Source organism: Cupriavidus sp. 01L45 (assembly GCF_056399885.1).
The window spans coordinates 18350-40325 of record NZ_JBFTSG010000044.1 but is presented as its reverse complement, the minus strand read 5'-3'; the positions used below and the strand labels follow the sequence as shown (position 1 = coordinate 40325).

Below are 21976 nucleotides of genomic sequence, written 5' to 3'. Positions count from 1 at the left end.
CGCCGCGTCTTGGAATGCTAGTGCCTGTGGATCAATTCGGAAGTAGAAGATGCTTAAGTCTTACTTGCGTGAGGTGCAAGTGTGCTGCTACCAAGCATTGATCTGCGCATTGCATCCGGCGCTGCCGTTGCCCACATGGGCAACCGCATCAAGGGGATCTCACTTCACTGAGGCACAGGCCCGTGCCTCAGCGAAGTGGCCCACCCGGCGCGCGACCCGCCGATCAGGGTAAGTACCCCCCTGCCCACCCTTGGCCGTTTTACTCAGTCGCCCTACAATTTATCAACCGATCACTAATCGGTCGATCAATAGCAGAGGCAACCATGGCAATCCGCAAACTCGCGCACTTCTCGATCCGCACCACGGACCTCGAGACATCCTGCGCCTTCTACGAACGCATTCTCGGCTTCAGGCAAGGCTATCGCCCGCCTTTCGATTTCCCCGGCGCATGGCTGTACATGGGCGGTGACGAAGGTGACTTCGGCACCGTCCACATCATCGGCGTCGCCCCGGACAACCCCGGCGGGCTGTCCGCCTACCTCGGCGACCGCGCCCTTGCGGCGGCGGGTACCGGCACCCTCGACCACATCGCCTTCCTGGCCACCGGCGTGGCGCAGATGTGGGCAAGGCTGGAAGCCGAGGGCATCCCGTGGCGCGACCGCACCGTCCCCAGCCTGGGCCTGCACCAGGTGTTCATCGAGGACCCTTCCGGCGTCACCATTGAACTGAACTACCCCGCCGCCGAGGTGGCGGGCCTTGAAATCCCGGGCGACGGCGCACGCGCGCCCCTCCCCGCAGTGGCAGGAGACTGACCATGACAGCCCTATCGACACGGCCAAAGGCCATCATCGTGGGCGGCTCGCTGGGCGGGCTGTTCGCGGCCAACCTGCTCGCCCGCGGCGGGTGGGAAGTGGAGGTATGCGAGCGCGTTCCCGAAGCCCTTGCCGGGCGCGGCGCGGGCATCGTCACGCATCCGGAATTGTTCGAGGCCCTGGCCGCCGCCGGGGTCGAGGTGGACGACGCCATCGGCGTGCAGGTGAAGTCCCGGCTGACGCTGGGCCAGGACGGCAGCGTCCTGGCCCAGCGGGAGCTGCCGCAAACGCTGACAGCATGGGGCAAGATGTACCACGTGCTGCGCTCCGCCTTCACCGGAGGCACCTACCGCACGGGCGCCAATGTGGTGTCGGTGCGCAGCGAGCCCGGCCGCGCCGTGGTGATGCTGGACGACGGCTCGATCCATCACGCCGATCTTGTGGTCGCCGCGGACGGCTTCCGCTCCGCGTTGCGCGAGTGCCTGTTGCCCGAGGCCCGGCTCCAGTACGCCGGCTACATCGCGTGGCGCGGCCTGGTGGACGAAACGAGCCTGAGCGAAGCCACGCGCGACATGCTGTTCGAGAAGTTCGCCTTCTGCCTGCCGCCGCGCGAGCAGATCCTCGGCTACCCGGTGGCGGGCCAGGGCAACAGCACCCGGGTTGGCGAGCGCCGCTACAACTTCGTGTGGTACCGCGCCACCAGCGAAGACATGGACCTGCCCAACCTGCTGACCGACGCCAGCGGCAAGCGCTGGTCCGGCGGCATCCCGCCGGCGCTGATCCGGCCGGACGTGCTGGCGAGCATGGAGGAAGCCGCGCTGGCCAACCTGGCACCCCAGTTCGGCGAGGTGGTGGCCAAGGCCGCGCAGCCGTTGTTCCAGCCCATCTTCGACCTCGAGGTGCCGCGCATGGCGTTCGGCCGCGTGGCGCTGCTCGGCGACGCCGCCTTCGTGGCGCGCCCGCACTGCGGCATGGGCGTGACCAAGGCCGCGGGCGACGCCATGTCGCTGGTCAACGCGCTGCAAGCGCATGACAGCGTCAGTGCCGCACTGGAGAGCTACAGCGCCGAGCGCGTGCAGGTGGGTGCGGCCATCGTCCGGCACGCGCGCCACCTCGGCGCCTATATGCAGGCGCAGCTCAAGAACGAGACCGACCGCCAGATGGCCGAGCGCTATCGCACGCCGGAAGCCGTGATGCGCGAGACGGCGGTGTCGACGCGCTTCTGAGCGCGCCGCCGCCCCACGCCAAACCAACCGCCCCCAAACGGAGACAACCTTGGATCACACCGCCCCCACCTTTGCCGCAGCCGCCCGCGAAAGCGCCACGCCCGCCGCGGCCCCACCGAATCCCCTGCTCGCCAATCCGGCATTCCAGTCCCTGGTGCGCGCGCGGCGCAGGTTCGCGTGGGCCCTGACCGCCACCATGCTGGCGGTGTACTTCGGCTACATCCTCACGCTCGCCTTCCGGCCCGCGCTGCTGGGCCGCCAACTGACCCTGGGCCAGCCCATGAGCGTGGRCATTCCCGTGGGCTTCGGCATGTTCGCGGTGACCTTCCTGCTGGTGGCGGTGTACGTGCATCGCACCAACACCGTGTACGACCAGCGGATCAGCGACCTCAAGCAAGGGGCAGCAAAATGAAGCAAACCGCCATTTCCGCCACTGCCGCAGCCCTGCTGCTTGCCGCCCTGCCCGCGTTCGCGGCGCCGGGTCCGGTGGGCCAGGGCATGAACGTCATCGCCATCGCCATGTTCCTGGTGTTCGTCGCCGCCACGCTCCTGGTCACGCGCTGGGCCGCCAGGAGCAACCACAGCGTGGCCGACCACTACGCCGCCGGCGGCAAGATCACCGCCCTGCAGAACGGCTGGGCCATCGCCGGCGACTACATGTCGGCGGCCTCCCTGCTGGGCATCTCCGCGCTGGTCTTCACCAGCGGCTACGACGGCCTGATCTATTCCATCGGCTTTCTCGCCAGCTGGCCGATCATCCTGTTCCTGATCGCCGAGCCGCTGCGCAACCTCGGCCGCTTCACGCTGGCGGACGTGGTCTCCTACCGCCTGCAGCAGCGGCCCATCCGCGCGTTCTCCGCGTCCAGTTCCATCGTCATCGTGCTGCTGTACCTGGTGTCGCAGATGGTGGGGGCCGGCAAGCTGGTGGAGCTGCTGTTCGGTTTCAGCTACACGGCGGCGGTGGTGCTGGTCGGCGTGCTGATGGTGGTCTACGTGTTCTTCGGCGGCATGCTGGCCACCACCTGGATCCAGATCATCAAGGCGGTGCTGCTGCTCGCCGGCGCTGCCTTCATGGCGTTCATGGTCATGAGCCGCTTCGGCTTCAGCCTGAACGCGCTGTTCGCGCAGGCCATCGAGGCCCACGGCAAGCACGCGGCCATCATGAGCCCGGGCGGCCTGGTCTCCGATCCCGTCTCGGCGGTATCGCTCGGCCTGGCGCTGATCTTCGGCACCGCCGGCCTGCCGCATATCCTGATGCGCTTCTTCACCGTCGGCGACGTCAAGGCGGCACGCAAGAGCATTCTCTATGCCACCGGCATCGTCGGCACCGGCTACGCGCTGATCATCATCATCGGCTTTGGCACCATCGCGCTGGTGGCCAGCGATCCGGCCTACCACACGCCCGCTGGCGCGGTGATCGGCGGCGTCAACATGGTGGCCGTGCACCTGGCCCATGCCGTCGGCGGCAACCTGTTCCTCGGCTTCATCTGCGCGGTGGCGTTCTCGACCATCCTGGCCGTGGTGGCGGGGCTGACGCTGGCCGGTTCCTCGGCCATCTCGCACGATCTCTATGCCAAGGTCCTGCGCCAGGGCAACGCCACCGACAAGGAGGAGATGCGCGTCTCCCGGATGACCACGCTCGTACTGGGCGTACTGTCCATCCTGCTGGGTATCCTGTTCGAGAAGCAGACCATCGCCTTTATCGTCAGCCTGACCTTTTCCATCGCCGCCAGCTCGAATTTCCCGGTGCTGCTGCTGTCGATCTACTGGCGCGGGCTGACCACGCGGGGCGCCGTGGCGGGCGGCTCGCTCGGGCTGCTGACCGCGGTGGTGCTGACGGTGCTGAGCCCGACCGTGTGGGTGCAGGTACTCGGCCATGCGAGTGCCATCTACCCGTACGAGTATCCGGCGCTGTTCTCCATGCTGGTGGCCTTTGCCGGCATCTACGTGTTCTCGGTCACCGACCGGTCCGCGCGCGGTGCGCGCGAACGCGGCGCCTTCAACAATCAGCTGGTCGATTGCGAGCTCGGGCTGGTCAAGCCGAGGTAGCACCCGTGCCCTGTGCTGCCGGCCGCACTGCCGGCAGCCCGGCCGCGCCTCAATTTATCACCCGATTGGTACAATGCCGCAAGCGCTCCGCACGGGACGTGCCTGCCACAGGTGAACGAATGAAACGAGACGCAACGCCGACCGAGAACGATGCACCGGCCAAGACCGGAAAACGGCTGCTCCCCGAAGAGCGGGAGCAGCAGATCGTGCAGAAGGCCATCGAACACTTCACGCGCAACGGCTTCTCCGGCAGCACGCGCGATCTCGCCAAGCAGATCGGCGTCACCCAGCCCTTGCTGTACCGCTACTTCTCCAGCAAGGAGGCGCTGATCGATCGCGTCTACAGCGAAGTGTTCCAGTGGCGGCCCGACTGGGAACGCCAGATCGCCGACCGCGCCACGCCGCTGACCGAACGGCTGTATGCGTTCTACCTCGACTACGCATCCGTGATCCTGCGCGAGGAATGGATCCGGGTCTTCATCTTTGCCGGCCTCACGCGCGAAGGCATCAACAACAAATACCTCAACAAGCTGCGCAGCAAGGTCTTCCTGCCCGTGCTGGCCGAGGTGCGTGCCGAGTACGGCATCCCGGAGCCGCGCAACGCGGCGGAGCTGGAAGCCGAGGTCGAGATGATATGGGGCCTGCACGCAGCCATCTTCTATCTCGGCGTGCGCAAATGGGTCTACGGCCTCAAGGTACCCTCGGACATCGACGCCGTGATCCGCCGCAAGGTGGACATGTTTCTCCACGGCGCGCCTGCCGTCATGCGTTCCCTGCGCGCGCCCGACAAGCCCGGCAAATAAGTCCCTGCGAGGATAACCGACGCCCCTTTCCGCTGGAGTCTTACCCATGGACAAGCTGCTGGCATTGAAGCTGTTCGTCGAGACGGTCGACGCCAAGGGGTTCTCCTCCGCCGCGCGCCGGGTCAACCTGGCCACGTCATCGGTGACCCGCATGATGGACAGCCTGGAGCAGGAACTGGGCACCGTGCTGCTGAACCGGTCGACACGGCAGGTGACGGTGTCCGAAGCTGGCGCAGCCTATTACCAGCGGGCGCGCAAGATCCTCGACGCGGTGGCGGAAGCCGATGCGCTGATCGCCGACCGCGGCGATACGCCGGTGGGCCAGCTTCGCGTGTCGCTGCCGGTGGCGTTCGGGCGCCGCTGCATCGCGCCGTTCCTCGGCAGCCTGCTCGCGCAGTATCCGAAACTGGAGATGGAGGTAACGCTGACCGACGAGATCGTCGACCTGCTAGGCCAACGCATTGATCTGTCCATCCGCCTGGGCAGCGCCGCGTCGCTCGACGAGGTGGTGGCGCGTCAGATCGGCACGTTCCGGCGCAGGGTGGTGGCAAGTCCGGGCTATCTGCGGCAGCGCGGCATCCCCGCCGCGCCGGCGGAGCTGGCCGGGCACGCGTGCCTGCGCTTCAGCTACGGCGCGGGCCAGCAGATGTGGACCTTCCTGCGCGGCGCCGAGGAAGTCCAGGTGCCCGTTCCGGGCACCTTCAGGAGCAACAACGCCGAAGTGCTGCGCGAACTGGCGCTGGCCGACGGCGGCATCGCCCTGCTGCCCGACTGGCTGGTCGACGAGGATATACAGGGCGGGCGCCTGACCGCCATCCTGGACGACTGGACCGTCAACCCCAACCGCGCCAGCTCGGCCATCTCCGCGCTCTACCTGCCCAACCAGCGCGGCTCGCGGCGCATCGCCGCCTTCCTCGACTTTCTCTCGCGGATTCCCGGCCCGACCGGCGGGAAAGAAGCGGGCGGCTGACCCCCCTTCCCTTTCCCCTTCCCCGCCCCTTGCCCCTTGCTTCCAGCGCAACGCAACGTTGCGCGGCGGCCCGATTCTCCGCCGACGGGTTGGCGCCTAACCTTCAGGTCATCTCTTTTCGAGACGGGCAGCGCGGCGCAAAGGCGAGCCTGCAGCCGCCGCCCCCCATCGCACCTGACGGAGAACCACCGTGACCCACCATCTCTTCACCCCCATTCGCCTCGGCAACCATACCCTGCCGCATCGTGTTGCCATGGCGCCGCTGACGCGCTCGCGCGCCGGCCAGCCCGGCAACGTGCCCACCGCCATGAACGTCGAGTACTACCGGCAGCGTGCCGGCGCGGCGCTGATCGTCACCGAAGCCACGCAGATCTCGCAGCAGGGCCAGGGCTACGCCTGGACGCCGGGCATCCATAGCGAGGCGCAGATCCAGGGATGGCAGGCCGTCAGCGACGCCGTGCACGACCAGGGCGGCATCATCTTCATGCAACTGTGGCACGTCGGCCGCGTTTCGCACCCGGTGTTCCAGCCCGGCGGCGCGCTGCCCGTGGCACCCAGCGCCCTGCCCGTCCCGGGCAAGACCTACATCATCGACGCGCAGGGCAACGGCGCCTGGGGCGACGTGCCGGTGCCCCAGGCGCTGACCCTCGATGGCATCCGCGACATCGTGTCCGACTACCGGCGCGCCGCCCGCAACGCCATGGCCGCGGGCATGGACGGCGTGGAGATCCACGCCGGCAACGGCTACCTGCTCGACCAGTTCATCAATTCCAGCAGCAACCAGCGCGATGACGCCTACGGCGGCAGCATCGAGAACCGGGCACGGCTGCTGCTGGAGGTGGTGGACGCGATCGCGGCGGAGGTGGGGCCCGCGCGCGTTGCCGTGCGGCTGACGCCCATGGGACGCTTCATGGGCATGGGCGATGTGTCGCCCGAAGAGACCTTCGGCTATATCGTGCGCCAGCTCGATACCCGTGGCCTGGCCTATCTGCACCTGGTCGAGCCGGCCATGGTCGGCACGGTCAGGGAAGAGCACGCCGATCCCCGCTGGGACGCAATCATCCAGCAGTTGCGTGGGGCCTACCACGGTGTGCTGATGCTGGCGGGCGGCTACGGGCGCGACAGCGCAGAGCATGCGCTCGCCAGCGGCCGCGCCGACATCATCGCCTTTGGCCGCCCGTTCATCGCCAATCCCGACCTGCCTGTCCGGCTGCGCGGCGGCCTGCCGCTGAACGCGCCCGATGCCTCGTCCTTCTTCGGCGGCGGCGCCGGTGGCTACATCGACTATCCGGCCGCGGCGTGAGCGCGGGGCGTGCGGGGGCTTGGGCCGCAGGCCCGATTGTGGTCAGTCATACCAAGGTCTGATTTCCCTAAACGCATACGCTAGCCGACCCGTCCTGATGGACAGCGGCATAGGCAATGCGGCACACCTATGATGTTGACAAGGCACGGCGCCAGCAGGGACGCTTCGCGGTACYGGAGCATCCGGGCGGCGGGCAGCGGGCAGCGGGTGTGGCGGGGGCTGGCCCCGCCCTGCCGTACAGCGTCTCCTCCTTGCCGGGCCGCGCCTCCAGCATCCCCGGGGCCGGCCGGCTTTTCTTCACGCCGGCTTGCCGCCATCGGGTGCGCCCGGCCTAGCCTTCGGCGTGGCACACGCCCAATTTCTGCGCCATCAGTACCAGATCGGCAAAGGTGCGCGCCTTCATCTTGCGCATCGCCTGTCCGCGGTGGATCTTCACCGTGACCTCGCTGATGCCAATCTCGCCGGCAATCTGCTTGTTCATCAGCCCGGAGACCGCCAATGCCATGACTTCCGACTCGCGCGGCGTCAGGGTCTGGAAGCTGGCGCGCAGCATCTGGAGCCGGCGCATGCCCTCGCGCCGCCGCCGGTCTTTCTCCAGCGCCACCGATACCGCGTCGAGCAGGTCCTGGTCGCGGAACGGCTTGGCCATGAAGTCTTCGGCGCCGGCCTTCATCGCGGCCACGGTCATCGCGATATCGCCGTAGCCGGTCATGAAGATGATCGGCACGTGGATACCCAGCTGCGCCAGGCGCGCCTGCAGGTCCAGTCCGCTCGGGCCGCGCAGCCTGACATCGAGAACCAGGCAGCAGGGCACGTCCGGCATCTGGTACTCGAGCAACTCCGCGGCCGAGCCGAACAATGCAACATTCATGCCGACCGAGCGGAACAGATTGCCGAGCGCGCCGCGCAGCATGGCATCGTCGTCGACGACCAGCACCAATGCGTCGTCCCGAGCGCTCGGCTCGGCGGGCTCCAGGCTTTGGGATGTCACGATCTGCTTCTCCATTCAGCGTCAAAAAAGACCGGCAGGCGCTCGGCCATGCCGGTTGCTGTCCGGGGCTGCGCGGCATCCCCGCCTGGAATCTACGCCACTGTCTCGCCTTTGTATTGTCAATTTGTGCCGCCGGTTTTGTCTATTGTTGTCTATTGTTCTTTAACCCGTGGTCGACACAATAAAGTTAGCTATCAGGCGCCTTGTGATTACTGCGCCCGCCCTGCCGGCATACACCCCGACGGCAGCCGACTAATACGAACAGACGATAGTGATTTCCTCCGGGCAAGTTTAGCCTTCGCTCGGGTTGCTTGCGCAGAGAGATCCAGCCTCGCTCCCGCGCATCACGGTCGCGCCGCTGCCGCGATCGGGCGCCGCAGCAACCCACCGGGAATCGGCCGTCTGCCGCCAGTGCCGCGTCATGTCTGCACGATCCCGACAACCCAACCTCAGGAAAGAATCATGACCAACGCCAAGCTAGAAGTGCTGACCCCGCAAAACAGCCAGCTGATCTTCATCGACCACCAGCCGCAGATGGCCTTCGGCGTGCAGTCGATGGACCGTCAGGCGATGAAGAACAATGCCGTTGGGCTGGCCAAGGCCGCCAAGATCTTCAACATCCCCACCACCATCACCACCGTGGAGAGCGAGTCGTTCTCGGGCTTCACCTACCCCGAGCTGCTGGACGTGTTCCCCAACCAGAAGACGCTGGAACGCACCTCGATGAACTCGTGGGACGACCAGAAGGTGCGCGACGCGCTGGCCGCCAACGGCCGCAAGAAGGTCGTCGTCGCCGGCCTGTGGACCGAAGTCTGCAACACCACTTTCGCGCTGTGCGCGATGCTCGAAGGCGACTATGAGATCTACATGGTGGCCGACGCCTCCGGCGGCACCAGCAAGGAAGCGCACGACTACGCCATGCAGCGCATGGTGCAGGCCGGCGTGGTGCCGGTGACCTGGCAGCAGGTGCTGCTCGAATGGCAGCGCGACTGGGCCCACCGCGACACCTACGACGCCGTGATGAAGCTGGTCAAGGAACACTCCGGCGCCTACGGCATGGGTGTGGACTACGCCTACACCATGGTGCACAAGGCCGAGCAGCGCACCGCCACGCCGCACGAATCCATCGCCCCGGTGCCGGCCCGCTGAACGCGGCCAAGGCCACGGACCAACCACCCATACACCTCGGTCAGACATCGCATGAGCGCGCAATCCAATACGCAGGACACGGCCCGGAGCCCGTCGCGGCGCAAACTGCTGGTATCCGGCGCGGGTACGGTCGGCGCGGCCGCCGTCGCGGCGCTGGGCAGCACCGCCGCGGTCGCCACCGGCAAGCCGCAGGCCCACGCCGCGTCCCACCACACGCCAGGAGCACACAGCATGGACACCATCACCACCAAGGACGGCACCCAGATCTATTACAAAGACTGGGGCGCGGGCCGCCCGGTCGTGTTCTCGCACGGGTGGCCGCTCAATGCGGACGCCTGGGACGCGCAAATGCTGTTCCTGGTGCAGCACGGCTTCCGCGTGATTGCCCACGACCGCCGTGGCCATGGCCGCTCCGGCCAGCCCGCCAAGGGCAACGACATGAATACCTACGCCGACGACCTGGCCGCGCTGATCGAAGCGCTGGACCTCAAGGGCGCGGCGCTGGTCGGCCACTCCACCGGCGGTGGCGAGGTGGCCCACTACATCGGCCGCCACGGCACCAAACGCGTGTCCAAAGCGGTGCTGATCGGCGCGGTGCCCCCCGTCATGGTGAAGTCCGCGTCCAACCCCGGCGGCCTGCCGATGGACGTGTTCGACGGCATCCGCAAGGGCGTGACGGAGAACCGCTCGCAGTTCTACAAGGACCTGGCGATGCCGTTCTTCGGCTTCAACCGTCCCGGCGCCAAGGTCTCGCAAGGCACCATCGACGCGTTCTGGGCACAGGGCATGACCGGCGGCATCCTCGGCCAGTACCTGTGCATCAAGGAGTTCTCGGAAGTCGACTACACCGAGGACCTGAAGAAGTTCGACGTGCCGACCCTGATCCTGCATGGCGACGGCGACCAGATCGTGCCGATCGACGACTCGGCCAAGCTGAGCGCCAAGCTCGTCAAGAACGCCACGCTGAAGATCTATCCGGGCGCGTCGCACGGCATGTGCGTGATCAACGCCGACCAGGTCAACGCCGACCTGCTGGCCTTCCTGTCCGCCTGACCGGATGCCGTCCCGCGCCCCGATGCCGGGCCGGGACGGCCTGGCTTGCCCTTACCCCTGTCACTGACCCGCCGCCAGCCGGAGTTTCGCCATGACCGCATCCAGCACGCCCGACCTTATCCTCGTCAACGGCAAGTTCGCCACGCTCGACCGCGCCAATCCGCAGGCCGAAGCCGTCGCCATCAGCGACGGCAAGTTCGTCGCCGTCGGCACCCGCGCTGAGATCATGCAACTGGCCGGCAACACCACGCAGGTGGTCGATCTGCAAGGACGCCGCGCCATTCCCGGGCTGATCGACAGCCATATGCACATCATCCGCGGCGGCCTGAACTACAACATGGAACTGCGCTGGGACGGCGTGCGCTCGCTGTCCGACGCCATGCGCATGCTCAAGGACCAGGTGGCGCGCACGCCCGCGCCGCAATGGGTGCGCGTGGTCGGCGGTTTCACCGAGCACCAGTTCGCCGAGAAGCGCCTGCCGACCATCGAGGAGCTGAACGCGGCCGCGCCCGACACGCCCGTATTCATCCTGCACCTTTACGACCGCGCCATCCTCAACGGCGCGGCGCTGCGCGCCGTGGGCTATACCAGGGACACGCCGAATCCGCCGGGCGGGGAGATCGTGCACGACAAGGCCGGCAACCCCACCGGCCTGCTGCTGGCCAAGCCCAACGCCACCATCCTGTACGCCACGCTGGCCAAGGGCCCCAAGCTGCCGCCCGAGTATCAGAAGAACTCCACCCGCCATTTCATGCGCGAGGTCAACCGCCTGGGCGTGACCGGGGTGATCGACGCCGGCGGCGGCTACCAGAACTACCCCGAGGACTACAACATCATCGAGGCGTTGCACAAGGAAGGGCAGCTTACGGTGCGCCTGGCCTACAACCTGTTCACGCAGAAGCCCAAGGACGAGCTGAGCGACTTCAGCGGCTGGTCCAGGCAGATCAAGCCGGGCCAGGGCGACGACCTGTACCGCCACAACGGTGCCGGCGAGATGCTGGTCTACAGTGCTGCCGACTTCGAGGACTTCCGCGTCGAGCGGCCCGACATGCCGCCGTCCATGGAAGGCGACCTCGAACCGGTGATCCGCCTGCTGGCCGAGAACCGCTGGCCCTGGCGCCTGCATGCGACCTACAACGAGACCATCTCGCGCGCGCTGGACGTCTACGAGAAGGTGGCCAGGGATGTGCCCTTCGACGGCCTGCACTGGTTCTTCGACCACGCCGAGACGATCACCGACCGCAACATCGACCGCATCGCCGCGCTGGGCGGCGGCATCGCCGTGCAGCACCGCATGGCCTACCAGGGCGAGTATTTCGTCGAGCGCTATGGCGCGCGCGCGGCCGAGGCCACGCCGCCGATCAAGCGCATGCTGGAGCGCGGCGTCAAGGTCGGCGCCGGCACCGATGCCACGCGCGTGGCCTCGTACAACCCGTGGGTCTCGCTGTACTGGCTGACCACCGGCAAGACGGTGGGCGGGCTGTCGATGTATCCGCAGGCCAACCTGCTGGACCGCGATACCGCGCTGCGGCTGTGGACCGAGGCCAATACGTGGTTCTCCTCCGAGGAGGGCAAGAAGGGCCAGATCAAGGCCGGGCAGCTCGCCGACCTCGCTGTGCTGTCCGCCGACTACTTCGGCGTGCCCGGGGACGAGATCCAGGACATCACCTCGGTGATGACCGTGCTGGGCGGCAAGGTGGTGTACGGCGACGGCGACTTCGACAAGCTCGCGCCGGCGCTGCCGCCCGCGATGCCGGACTGGTCGCCGGTGCGCCGTGGGGGTGGCTACCAGCCGCGCCCGCAGGCGAAGGCGCTCGCGCTGAACACCGCGTGCGGCTGCGCCAGCGCCTGCGGCGTGCACGGCCACGGCCATGCCAGCGCCTGGACCGCGAGCGTGCCGGCCGCGGATGAGAGCACCTTCTGGGGTGCGCTCGGCTGCTCGTGCTGGGCCTTCTGAAGCAGGGAGACCCGACATGAACCGCCCCGCTTCCGCATTGACCCCGGCGGCCAGCGCCACGCGGCTGCCGTCCTGGCTGCGCTGGCTCGCGCTGCTGGCGCTGTGCGCCGCCTACCTGCAGGGTGGCCTGGTCAAAGCCATGGACTTCGCCGGCGCCATCGGCGAGATGCAGCACTTCGGCCTCGCGCCGGCGGTGCCGCTGGCTGCCGCGGTGATCGTGCTGGAGCTGGGGGCGTCGCTGATGATCCTGTCGGGCTTCTACCGCTGGCTCGGCGCGCTGGCGCTGGCCGTTTTCACGCTGATGGCCACCTTCCTCGCCAACCGTTTCTGGGCGGCGCCGCCGGCCGAGCAGTTCATGCTGGCCAACGCCTTCTTCGAGCATATCGGACTGGTCGGCGGCTTCGTGCTGGTGGCGTGGGAGGACCTGAACCGGCGCGCCGCCGCGCGCACGGCATGAAGCGCGACGGCCGCCTCCACTTGCCTGTGCTGCCCGACATGGCCAGGCCGGCGACCCACACTGAACACTGAATACTGGAAACGCGATGAAGCTCTATCTCATTTCGCTAGGCGCCGGCATCCTGGTCGGCATCATCTACGCCCTGCTGCAGGTCCGCTCGCCCGCGCCGCCCGTGGTCGCGCTGATTGGGCTGCTGGGCATGCTGATCGGCGAGCAGGTGGTGCCGCCGATCAAGCGCATGCTGGCGGGCGCGCCCGTTACCGCCGCCTGGTTCCACTCCGAATGCGTACCCAAGATCACCGGTGTGCCCGCGCCGACGACATTGACCGCAGCCCGCGAGGACACGCGGCCAGCGCCGGACAATGCATCGGAGTCGCGCTAAGGCGCTTGCTCTTGCTACGGCTGCGGTACCGGCAGCGTAAAGCAGAACGCCGCGCCCGGGCCCCCGGGAAACTGCCCCGCCGGCAACGCGGCCCGCGCCGGAGACTCGGCCCAGATGCAGCCGCCATGCGCCTCCACGATCGAGCGGCAGATCGACAAGCCCATGCCCAGCCCTTCGCTGCGGGTGGTGTAGAAGGCCTCGAACAGCTTGTCGATCTGCCCTGCCTCGACGCCCGGGCCGGTATCCTCGACGCGTAGCAAAGCCTGGCCGTCGGCTTGCCGCGTGGTGCTGATCCGCAGCTCGCGCTGCCCCTGGGCGCGGGACGACATGGCCTGGATGGCATTGACCAGCAGGTTGATGATCACCTGCTGCAGCTGGATGCGGTCGCCCAGCACCTGCGGCAGCCCCGCCGCGTATTGCTGGGCAACGGCGATGCCGTGGAACTCGGCCTGGTGCCTGACCATCAACACGGTCTCGTCCGCCAGTTCGCCCAGGTGGAACGGCTGCCGGCGGGAATCGTCCTTGCGCGCCAGCGCGCGGATGCGCCGGATCACCTCGCTGGCCCGCAGCCCCTCGGCGATCATGTTCTCCACCGCATGGCGCGCTTCGCCAAGATCCGGCTCGGGGCGGTTGATCCAGCGCAGGCATGCGCCACCGTAGGTCACGATGCCGGTCAGCGGCTGGTTGACCTCGTGGGCAATCGACGCCGCCAGCTCGCCCAGCGTGGTCACGCGCGACACGTGCGCCAGCTCGGCCTGCACCCGCTGGCGTTCCTGGTTCTGCCGCAGCAGTTCGGCATACAGCCGCGCATTTTCCAGCGAGATGGCGGCCTGCGAAGCCAGCAGGGACAGCAGGTTGATCCGGCGTCCGGTAAACAGCGCGTCGGCCAGGTTGTTCTCCAGATAGAGCAGCCCCACCTGTTCGCCCTGCTTGACCAGCGCCAGGCAGGCCACCGAGCGCACGCTGCGCAGTTGCACGTCCGGGTCCTGGCCGAACCTGGCATGCGACTTGGCGTTGTCAAGCACGAAGTCCGAGCGCGTGGCGAGCGCCGCGTCGACGACGGTGCGGGGATAGGCAGCCCCGGCCGGATTGAGATAGACCGCGATGCCCGCCCGCTCGGTGCGCGCCTGCGCGGCCAGCCGCAGCGCGCCGTCCTGCCACAGGAACAGCAGCGCGCGCTGCGCGGCGGCCTGCTGCAGCGTGGTGGTCAGCAGCGCCTCGATCAGGCGGTCGAGCTGCATCTCGCCGGCCAGCACCTGCGTGGCCTTGATGGCGGTGTCCAGGTCCAGCTGCGCGGCCGGCCCGATGTAGGTGGCGGGCTGGGCGGCGGCGGCGTGGGGGCGGTCCGGCGTAGCGCACACCGTGCCCATGCCCGAGGCGTCGAACGCGCGCGCGCACGCCTCGAGCTTGTCCACCTGCCCCTCGGCGCCCCAGCGGCCGTAGGCATCGCTGGCCCTGCGCAGGTAAGCCATGGCCGGCGCCGTCAGATCCTGCTCGAAACAGCAGCGCGCGCACAGTTCGTAGGCCAGGGCTTCGTCATGCAGCAGATCCTGGTCCCGCGCCAGCCGGGCGGCCCGCTCGTAGTGCCGCATGGCCTGTAGCGGATCGCGCGCCAGGCGAGCAGCCTCGGCCTCCAGGATGCCAGCGCGCGCGCCGAAGTTGGCGGGATTCTCCAGCGCCCACGCGCTCATCTGGCGCCGATGACGATCGAACGCGGCCAAGTCCGCGCCGCCTTCCTTGCCCGGGTGCCGGCCGGCCGCGCGCGGCAGCCACGCCAGCGACAGCGCCGCGAAGAAGTGGTAGTCCGCGATCTCAAGGAAGTAAGGCGCGGCCCACAGCATCGGCTCGGCCTTGCCTGCCGCCTCCAGCGCGCCGCGGCAGTCATCCACGGCAAAGCAGGCCTGCAGCTTGCGGATCCAGTAGCAGCAGGCGGCCACCGCAAGGCGCGGATCGGCCTGCAGCCGCGCCTCGATGTCATGCGGGCCCGGCGCGCCGGCTTCCGGCACCGCCCAGCCCGGCACCCTGCCCCGCAGCACCGCCACATACCTGGCCTGCGCGTCCAGTATATCGACCACGCGCCCCAGTCCCAGGGTGCGGGCGAAGGCAAGGCCCATCTCGATCTTCGCCTCCACGCCGGCCAGCGGTTCGCCGCAAGCCAGCAGATGGGTCACCAACTGGTTGCGGCTGTAGGCGGCGAAGTTGAAATCGCCGCTCTGCCGGCCCTCATCGAAACTGCGCTCGATCAGTTCCCGCCCGCCGCGCACTGGCTGGGTCCAAGGCAACAGCAGCGCGCCGAAGCACATGTGGACCTTGGCGCGGAAGCGGCCCATGCCCTCCTGCGCCACCAGCGCCAGCCCGACCTTGCCCAGGCGGTAGCCCAGTCCGTAGTCGCCCAGGCGCGGCCCGAGCGTCATGCCAAGGTGCACGTAGCCGATGCAGGAGGCCTCGTCGTTGCCGTGTTCCAGGCTGATGATGGCTATCCAGATCGGAATCAGGTCGCGCAGGTTGCGGTCCATAAAGGAGGCGGGCGACATCACCTCGGTCAGCACGCTCAGCGTGGCGCGCCAGGCCGGATCGTGCATGCGCGGCAGGCTGGCCAGCGCCTCGACTGGCCTGCCGCCCAGCAGCAGGAGGAAGCGCCGGTATTCCCGCTCCACCTGCCCCTGTGCCTGGGGCTGGAAGTCCAGGCCCATCGTGTGGATGAAGGCCAGCCCCACCTGGACGGCCTGGTCGGACTGGTCGAGCGCGGTGTGCACGGCGACCCGCAGCCGCGTGATGGCCRCCAGCTCGGACGGCGTGCGCGCCCGCGCGCCCAGGTCCTGCAAGGTGGCCGCGGCGGCGGCCAGCCGGCCGCCGACGAACTCGCACTCCGCGCGCCCCATCGCCAGGGCCAGCGCCAGGGCGTGGTGCGTCTCCCAGGCGCCGTCGGGGAGCAGCCGCTCGCCGGCCGCGAAGTAGGCGCTGGCGGCGCCATAGGCCGTGGTCTTCATCGCGCGGTGGCCGGCGTCCTGGTTCAGCGCGGCCGCCTCGATGCGCTCGCCGGCGTCGGCGATGACACCGGCCGCCAGGTTGAACTGGTCGACCGCCTCGAACAGGGTGCTGCTGGCATCGCGGTCCAGCCGCTGCGCCAGCCGGCGCGCGAGCCTCAGGTGCAGGGCGGCGCGATCGGGTGCGGGGATCGCGCCATAGGCCGCCTCCTGGACCCGGTCGTGGGTGAAGTGATAGCCGTCGTCGACGGGCACCACAAGGCCCGCGGCCACGGCATGCGACATCAGGCTGGCGATGCCGGCCTCGCTGGCGTCCCACGCCTGGGCCGCGGTGGCCGAGGAGACCGCGCTGCCCAGGCAAGACAGCGCCGTCAGCAGCGCCCGCGTTTCGCGCGGCAGGCGCTGCAACGCCTCGGTGAGCAGGCCCAGCACGTCCATCTCGGCGTCCGGGGTTTCAGGGGCCGCGTCCGCGCGCAGCAGGTCCGAGCGGTGGAGCGCGCGCAGGTACTGCAGGAAGAACAGCGGATTGCCGCCCGTCTTCCGATGGACCAGCTGGGCGATGGCCTGCGCGCGATCGCCGCCGCAGCGCAAGGTGTCGGCCACCAGCGCGGTCAGCGCCGGCGCGTCCAGCGGCGTCATCGCCATCTCGCCGCGCAGTGCGCCTTGCTGGCGCAGCGCCGCAAGCCACTCGCCGGGCGCGCCGCCCTCGACGGCATCCGTGCGGCAGGTGCCGATCACCAGCAGGGGCTGCTGCAGCGGTGCCCGGCGCAGCGCGCCGAACACCTCCAGCGATTCGCGGTCGGTCCATTGCAGGTCGTCGAGCACCAGGACCAGCGGCGGCGCCACCGATCCGAACACGCCGAGCAGGCGGCAGAATGCCTGCAGGAAACGTGTCTTTGCCTGGCCAGTGCCTGCCTCGCCGGCGCGCGGGCGAGGCGGCAGCCAGGCCGCGAAGGCCGGCGCCAGCGCGACGAACATCTCCCCGTCGTCGCCAATCGCCGCGGCCATCGCCGCGGCCCAGCCCTGCTGCCGCGCGCCGGGCGAGGCACCGGCCTGCCTGGCGAGATCGGCGCAGATCTCCGCCACGGCTGCCAGCGGCGTACCCCGCTGGTGCTGCTGCGCCTTCGCGCGCGCCACCACGCCGCCTTCGGCCTCCAGCGATCTGCCGAAGGCCTCGGCCAGCGCGGATTTGCCGCTGCCGGCGCAGCCGGTGACCAGCACATAGGAGGCCGCGGGCGCTGGTCCGCCCTGCTCGGTGGCCTCGCGATACAGCCGGCGCAGTTCGTCCAGCGCATGCGCGCGGCCGTAGAGCCAGGTCGGCGAGGCAAAGCCGGCCAGGTCCGCGGGAACGCCATCCGGCAGCGCATCCAGGCTGCCCCGGGCCTGCCACGTATAGAGACAACGCCGCAGTTCGGCCGCCAGCGCGGCAGCGCTTGGGTAGCGCTCCTCGGGGGCTTTGGCCAGCAGGCGCATCACCATGGCCGAAAGCACCCCCGGTATGCCGGCATTGCGTTCGGTGGGCACCACCGGCTGGCGCGCGAGATGGCTGTGCACCCAGGCGACCGGTTCGCTGGCCTCCAGCGGCAGCGCGCCGGTCAGCATCTGGTAGAAGGTCACGCCCAGCGCGTAGAGATCCGCGCGCGCGTCGATCGCGGACTCGCCGCGGCCGGCCTGTTCCGGCGCCAGATACGCGAGGGTTCCCGCCAGCATCCGGGATGCCGCCGGGTGCGCGGCGCCGGGCGAGGCCACGGCGGCAATGCCGAAGCCCGCGATCCAGGCGCGCTGCCGGTCCGGCGCGACCAGCAGGTGGGCGGGCTTGATGTCCAGGTGGACCACGCCCGCGTCGTGCATGGCCGCCATCGCCTCGGCCACCGCGATGGCGATGTCGAGGAAGGCGTCCGTTGCCAACGGCTCGCCCAGCGACAGTGCCAGCGGCAAGCCGCCCTGGTCCGCGGCCACCAGGGCCGGCCGGCCATCGTAGCGGGTCAGGGCAACCGGCACCGCTGCCCACTCGGGCCGTAGCAGGTGCTGCAAGGCGTACTCGTGCTCCAGGCGCCGTTGCACCGCGCCCGCATTGGCGGCCGAACCCGCCAGCGTGACCAGCACGGACGCACATCCGGCGGCGGTCCCGCGCAGCAAGGCGATTTCGCCGTCCAGCAGATACTCGAACTGATAGTGGCGCAACGGATTCATCGAACCTTGAAAGGCATCATCGAAGCTGGGAGCGGTCTGGCGCAGGCTAAACGGCGCATGGAAGTATACCGCGCGGGCCCGGCTTCTCCGCCGCGCAGGAAGGCGTCGACAGAGGCGGCCATCCCATACCTTGGTATTAGCCGCGGCGGCCAGTGCGCCGGCCGGATCCGCACAATACCACCGTATGATTCCACGGAACGCGCCGGCGCGTTATCCTCGAGACAATCGATGGGAGTCGTTCGCCAGCTTCGTCATCGCTCATGACAACCGAGGAACACCGTGTGACAGCCACCCCGGTGATCGCCATCGTCGACGACGATGCTTCTGTCCGGCAAGCCCTGGGAAGCCTGCTCCGCTCCTTCGACATGGTTGTCGAACTCTACGCAAGCGGGAACGAGTTGCTGCAGTCCCACGCCCTCGATGCCGTCTCGTGCCTGGTCACCGACGTGCAGATGCCCGCGATGAACGGCTTCGCGCTATGCGAGGCCCTGCGCATGCGTGGGCTGTCCATCCCCGTCGTCTTCATGACGGCGTTCTCCGAGGAAAGCTACCGGCAACGCGCGGAGGCGATCGGCGCCATCTGTTGTCTCAGCAAACCCTTCATGGACCCCGAGATCATCCAATGCATCGAGAATGCCCTCGCGCGCGGCGCGGCCAGGACGCCGCAGGAAAGGCGCTGACGATGTCCGGCAGCGCGTTGACCCTGGCGCACGGCATGCGCCACGAGCGGCTGGCCCTGGGCCTGGCCGGTTTCTTTGCCGCCGCTTCGATCCGCGCCGCCGACACGCTGCTGCCGGCGCTGTCGCGCGACTTCGGCATTTCCGCCGGCATGACCGGGGTGGCGGTGACCAGCTTCATGCTGGCCTATGCCGCCTTCCAGCTGATCTACGGGCCGCTGGCCGAGCGTCACGGCAAGCTGCGTGTGATCGCGTTCGCGCTGCTGGCCTGCGCGGCGGCCAATCTCAGCCAGTCGCTGGCGCCGAGCTTCCCGTGGCTGGTGGTGCTGCGCGCCATGGCCGGCGCGGCGGCGGCCGGGGTGGTGCCGATCTGCCTGGCGCGCCTGGGCGATACCGAGCCGCTGGCCTCGCGCCAGGGCCTGCTCGCGCGCTACTCGGTGGCCACCATCTGCGGGTTGATGACGGGCCAGTGGCTGTCCGGCCTGATCGCCGACACGCTGGGCTGGCGCGCCGCCTTCGTGCTGCTGGCGGCGGGCTTTGCCGTCGCGGCCGCCGTGGTGGCCAGGGCGGCCCGCCACGACGAAACGCCGGCCCGCTGGCGGCAGGCCAGCCCCGACCTGCGGCCCAGGGCCGCCGCCCTGCTCCAGTCCGCCTGGGTGCGCCGGGTGCTCTGCATGACGCTGCTGCTGGGCTTCGTGTGCCCAAGCGTGTTCGCCTTCGTGGCGACCCATCTGAAGTTCCACTTCGGCTTGTCGCTGGCAGCGGCCGGTGCCATCACGGCCATGCACGGCATCGGCGGGCTGCTGTATGCAGGCCTCGCGCCGGCGCTGATCCGCCGGCTGGGACGCTGGCGCCTGGCGTGCCTGTCGGCCGTGCTGCTGAGCGCGGGCATGGCCTGCGTCGCGCTCGGGCAGCACTGGCTGTGGATCGCCGCCGGCTGCCTGGCCGGCGGTTGCGGCTACTACATCGTGCTGAACGCCATGCAGACCATCGCCACGCAGATGGCCCCCACGCAGCGGGCCAACGCCGTCGCCCTGTTCGCGTTCTGCCTGTTCGCGGGCCAGGGCCTGGGCGTGCTGCTCGCCGCGCGGCTGGTGGACACGGCTGGCATCCCGGCGCTGTTCGGCATCGGCGCGGTCCTGGTGCTGCTGCTGGTGCTCGAGATATCCCGGCTACTGCGGCGGCGCCCGGAAGCCGCCCTGCCCTGACCTGGCTTCAGCCCGGCGCAGCCAGGTGCCGCGCGCCGGGCGGCGTGGCGCCACGGTGGAAACCCTGCACGCGGGTCTGGATCGCCTTGTCGTTCATGGTGTGGCGCTCGTGCTGGCGCAGATGCTCCAGCCACGACTCCACCAGGAAGGTTTCGATGAAGCGGCCGGGCGCGGCCAGGTCCTCGTAGACGCCCCAGGACAACGCGCCGCCGCGGCGGCGGATGCGACGCATCTCCTGCACGGCCTTGGCAAACTCCGCGGCCTGATCCGGTGCCACGTCGTACTCCACGCAGATCATCACCGGCCCCCGGTCGTGCGAGACGTCCAGCGTCCCGGGATGCAGGTAGCCCGACGGCGCCAGGTCCAGTTCCGGCGACACGCCCAGGCGCCAGCGCAGCGCCGTGGCACTGGCCAGGGCCAGACCCGCGGCTGCGATCACCAGCGCAGAGGGAATGCCGAGCAGCCCGGCCGTCTTTCCCCACAGGGCGCTGCCGGCGGTCATGGCGCCGAAGAAGACGGTCAGGTAGGCCGCCAGCGCGCGCGCCTTGACCCAGCCCGCCGCGCTGCGCTGGGCAGCCACGTTGAGCGTGGACAGCACCGCGATCCATGCCAGCCCGGCGAACAGCAGCGCCGCCGCCAGCAGCCAGAAGTGGCGCACATAGGCCAGCGCCAGCAGGCTCAGCGCGAACAGCAGGCTGGCCAGCACCATCAGGCGGTCGGCCGGGATGCGGCGTTGCAGCCTGGGCAGCAACAGCGCGCCGCCGACCGCACCCAGGCCGATGCTGGTCAGCAGCAAGCCGTAGCCGCCCGGGCCCAGGCCCAGCTCCCGCCGTGCCACCAGCGGCAGCAGCGCCCAACCGGCGCTGCCGAACAGGAAGAACGCCACCGCCCGCACCAGCACGATCCGCAGCAGTGGCGCGGCCTCCACGTAGCGCAGCCCCGCGCGCACCGCCGAGAAAAAATGCTCCGGCGGCAAATTGCGCCGGGCAGGCTCCGATTTCCAGCGCACCAACACCAGCACCACGCCCGACACCGACAGCGCATTGAGCAGGAACACCGCCGCAGGCCCGGCGAACGACAGGATCAGGCCGCCCAGCGCGGGCCCGATGGCACGGCTGATATTGATGCCCAGCGAGTTCAGGGCGATCGCCGGCGGCAGGTCGGCCTTGGCCACCAGCTCTGGCACGATGGCCTGGAACGGGGGCGAGCTCATCGCCGCTCCGGTACTCAGCAGGAACGCGGCAAGCAGCAGGATATGGGCGTTGACCAGGCCGGCGAGCGCCAGCCCGCCCAGCACCAGCGCCACGGCCAGCGTCCACAGTTGCGCGAAGATCAGGTAGCGGCGCCGGTCCACAATGTCGGCAAGCACCCCGGAAGGCAGCGCGAACAGGAACATCGGCAGGCTGCCCGCGGCCTGCACCAGGGCCACCATCAGCGGGTCCGGGTCGAGCGACGTCATCAGCCAGCTGGCACCGACGTCATTCATCCAGGTGCCCACGTTGGACGCCACGGTGGCAATCCACAACATGCGGAATGTGCGGTGCCGCAGCGGGCTCCATGGAGAACCGGCGGCGCCGGCTTGGGATTCGGTCATGGGTAGGTGGCTAAGTTTCCGGGGCCGCTGCCCCGTCATGTGGCCGACGGCCGGAAGCACTCGCTGGCGCGGCCGGCGGCGATGCCACCGGTCGATGGCCGCATTGTGCGAACACCGTCACGGCCCGTCTACTCATACCATCGGACAGTGGCGTCCAGCGCGGGC

Annotated in this window: 17 protein-coding genes; 14 read left to right on the top strand and 3 right to left on the bottom strand. The window is 69.1% G+C overall.

Translation table 11 applies throughout. The annotated features are described in order from the left end of the window. Positions 1-323: 323 nt before the first annotated feature. From AC1DT6_RS27060 to AC1DT6_RS27030, 7 genes are all read left to right on the top strand, one after another. The gene (locus AC1DT6_RS27060; RefSeq protein WP_441630405.1) at positions 324-812 is read left to right on the top strand and encodes a VOC family protein; all 489 of its coding nucleotides are present in this window, start codon (positions 324-326) and stop codon (positions 810-812) included. Positions 813-814: 2 nt separating this feature from the next. Continuing rightward, entirely contained in the window at positions 815-2038 is a 1224-nt protein-coding gene (locus AC1DT6_RS27055; protein WP_441630403.1) for an FAD binding domain-containing protein, read from the top strand. Positions 2039-2087: 49 nt separating this feature from the next. Then, positions 2088-2450 carry a DUF485 domain-containing protein gene (locus tag AC1DT6_RS27050; RefSeq protein ID WP_477115080.1) on the top strand — a complete coding sequence of 121 codons (363 nt, stop codon included), beginning with the start codon at positions 2088-2090 and terminating at the stop codon, positions 2448-2450. Continuing rightward, on the top strand, positions 2447-4087 hold the full coding sequence (gene actP / locus AC1DT6_RS27045; protein WP_441630399.1) for a cation/acetate symporter ActP: 1641 nt from the start codon (positions 2447-2449) through the stop codon (positions 4085-4087). Before AC1DT6_RS27050 ends, actP begins: the two co-directional genes overlap by 4 nt. Before the next feature lie 206 nt (positions 4088-4293). Further along, positions 4294-4890, top strand: a complete 597-nt coding sequence (locus tag AC1DT6_RS27040; protein WP_045242397.1) for a TetR/AcrR family transcriptional regulator — start codon at positions 4294-4296, stop codon at positions 4888-4890. A gap of 46 nt (positions 4891-4936) precedes the next feature. Continuing rightward, positions 4937-5860, top strand: a complete 924-nt coding sequence (locus tag AC1DT6_RS27035; protein ID WP_441630397.1) for a LysR family transcriptional regulator — start codon at positions 4937-4939, stop codon at positions 5858-5860. Positions 5861-6050: 190 nt separating this feature from the next. Beyond that, a complete protein-coding gene (locus tag AC1DT6_RS27030; RefSeq protein ID WP_441630395.1) occupies positions 6051-7163 on the top strand; it encodes an alkene reductase in 1113 nt (370 codons plus the stop codon). Positions 7164-7494: 331 nt separating this feature from the next. Here AC1DT6_RS27030 and AC1DT6_RS27025 read toward each other — a convergent pair whose 3' ends face one another. Then, on the bottom strand, positions 7495-8154 hold the full coding sequence (locus AC1DT6_RS27025) for a response regulator transcription factor (RefSeq protein WP_441630391.1): 660 nt from the start codon (positions 8152-8154) through the stop codon (positions 7495-7497). Positions 8155-8616: 462 nt separating this feature from the next. Between AC1DT6_RS27025 and AC1DT6_RS27020 the strand changes: the two genes are divergently transcribed. The 5 genes from AC1DT6_RS27020 to AC1DT6_RS27000 all read left to right on the top strand — a co-directional run bounded on the left by AC1DT6_RS27020 (position 8617) and on the right by AC1DT6_RS27000 (position 13152). After that, complete coding sequence (locus AC1DT6_RS27020; RefSeq protein WP_441630389.1) at positions 8617-9303, top strand: hydrolase; 687 nt, start codon at positions 8617-8619, stop codon at positions 9301-9303. Positions 9304-9534: 231 nt separating this feature from the next. Further along, the gene (locus AC1DT6_RS27015; RefSeq protein WP_441630469.1) at positions 9535-10356 is read left to right on the top strand and encodes an alpha/beta fold hydrolase; all 822 of its coding nucleotides are present in this window, start codon (positions 9535-9537) and stop codon (positions 10354-10356) included. A gap of 91 nt (positions 10357-10447) precedes the next feature. Then, positions 10448-12313: an amidohydrolase gene (locus AC1DT6_RS27010; protein ID WP_477103640.1), complete on the top strand. Its 1866-nt coding sequence runs from the start codon at positions 10448-10450 to the stop codon at positions 12311-12313. Positions 12314-12329: 16 nt separating this feature from the next. Further along, positions 12330-12770 (top strand): DoxX family protein, encoded by a 441-nt coding sequence (locus AC1DT6_RS27005; protein ID WP_441630385.1) that lies wholly within the window; start codon positions 12330-12332, stop codon positions 12768-12770. A gap of 85 nt (positions 12771-12855) precedes the next feature. Further along, complete coding sequence (locus tag AC1DT6_RS27000) at positions 12856-13152, top strand: XapX domain-containing protein (RefSeq protein ID WP_441630383.1); 297 nt, start codon at positions 12856-12858, stop codon at positions 13150-13152. A gap of 14 nt (positions 13153-13166) precedes the next feature. On the opposite strand, the gene AC1DT6_RS26995 is transcribed toward AC1DT6_RS27000, so the two are convergent. Continuing rightward, positions 13167-18332: a trifunctional serine/threonine-protein kinase/ATP-binding protein/sensor histidine kinase gene (locus tag AC1DT6_RS26995; protein ID WP_477115079.1), complete on the bottom strand. Its 5166-nt coding sequence runs from the start codon at positions 18330-18332 to the stop codon at positions 13167-13169. Positions 18333-18613: 281 nt separating this feature from the next. Between AC1DT6_RS26995 and AC1DT6_RS26990 the strand changes: the two genes are divergently transcribed. Together AC1DT6_RS26990 and AC1DT6_RS26985 are read left to right on the top strand one after the other, a co-directional pair. After that, a complete protein-coding gene (locus AC1DT6_RS26990; protein ID WP_441630379.1) occupies positions 18614-19012 on the top strand; it encodes a response regulator transcription factor in 399 nt (132 codons plus the stop codon). Further along, a complete protein-coding gene (locus AC1DT6_RS26985) occupies positions 18955-20217 on the top strand; it encodes an MFS transporter (protein ID WP_477115078.1) in 1263 nt (420 codons plus the stop codon). The genes AC1DT6_RS26990 and AC1DT6_RS26985 overlap by 58 nt, the downstream gene beginning before the upstream one ends. A gap of 7 nt (positions 20218-20224) precedes the next feature. Here AC1DT6_RS26985 and AC1DT6_RS26980 read toward each other — a convergent pair whose 3' ends face one another. Continuing rightward, the gene (locus AC1DT6_RS26980) at positions 20225-21811 is read right to left on the bottom strand and encodes an MFS transporter (RefSeq protein WP_441630375.1); all 1587 of its coding nucleotides are present in this window, start codon (positions 21809-21811) and stop codon (positions 20225-20227) included. Positions 21812-21976 lie beyond the last annotated feature (165 nt).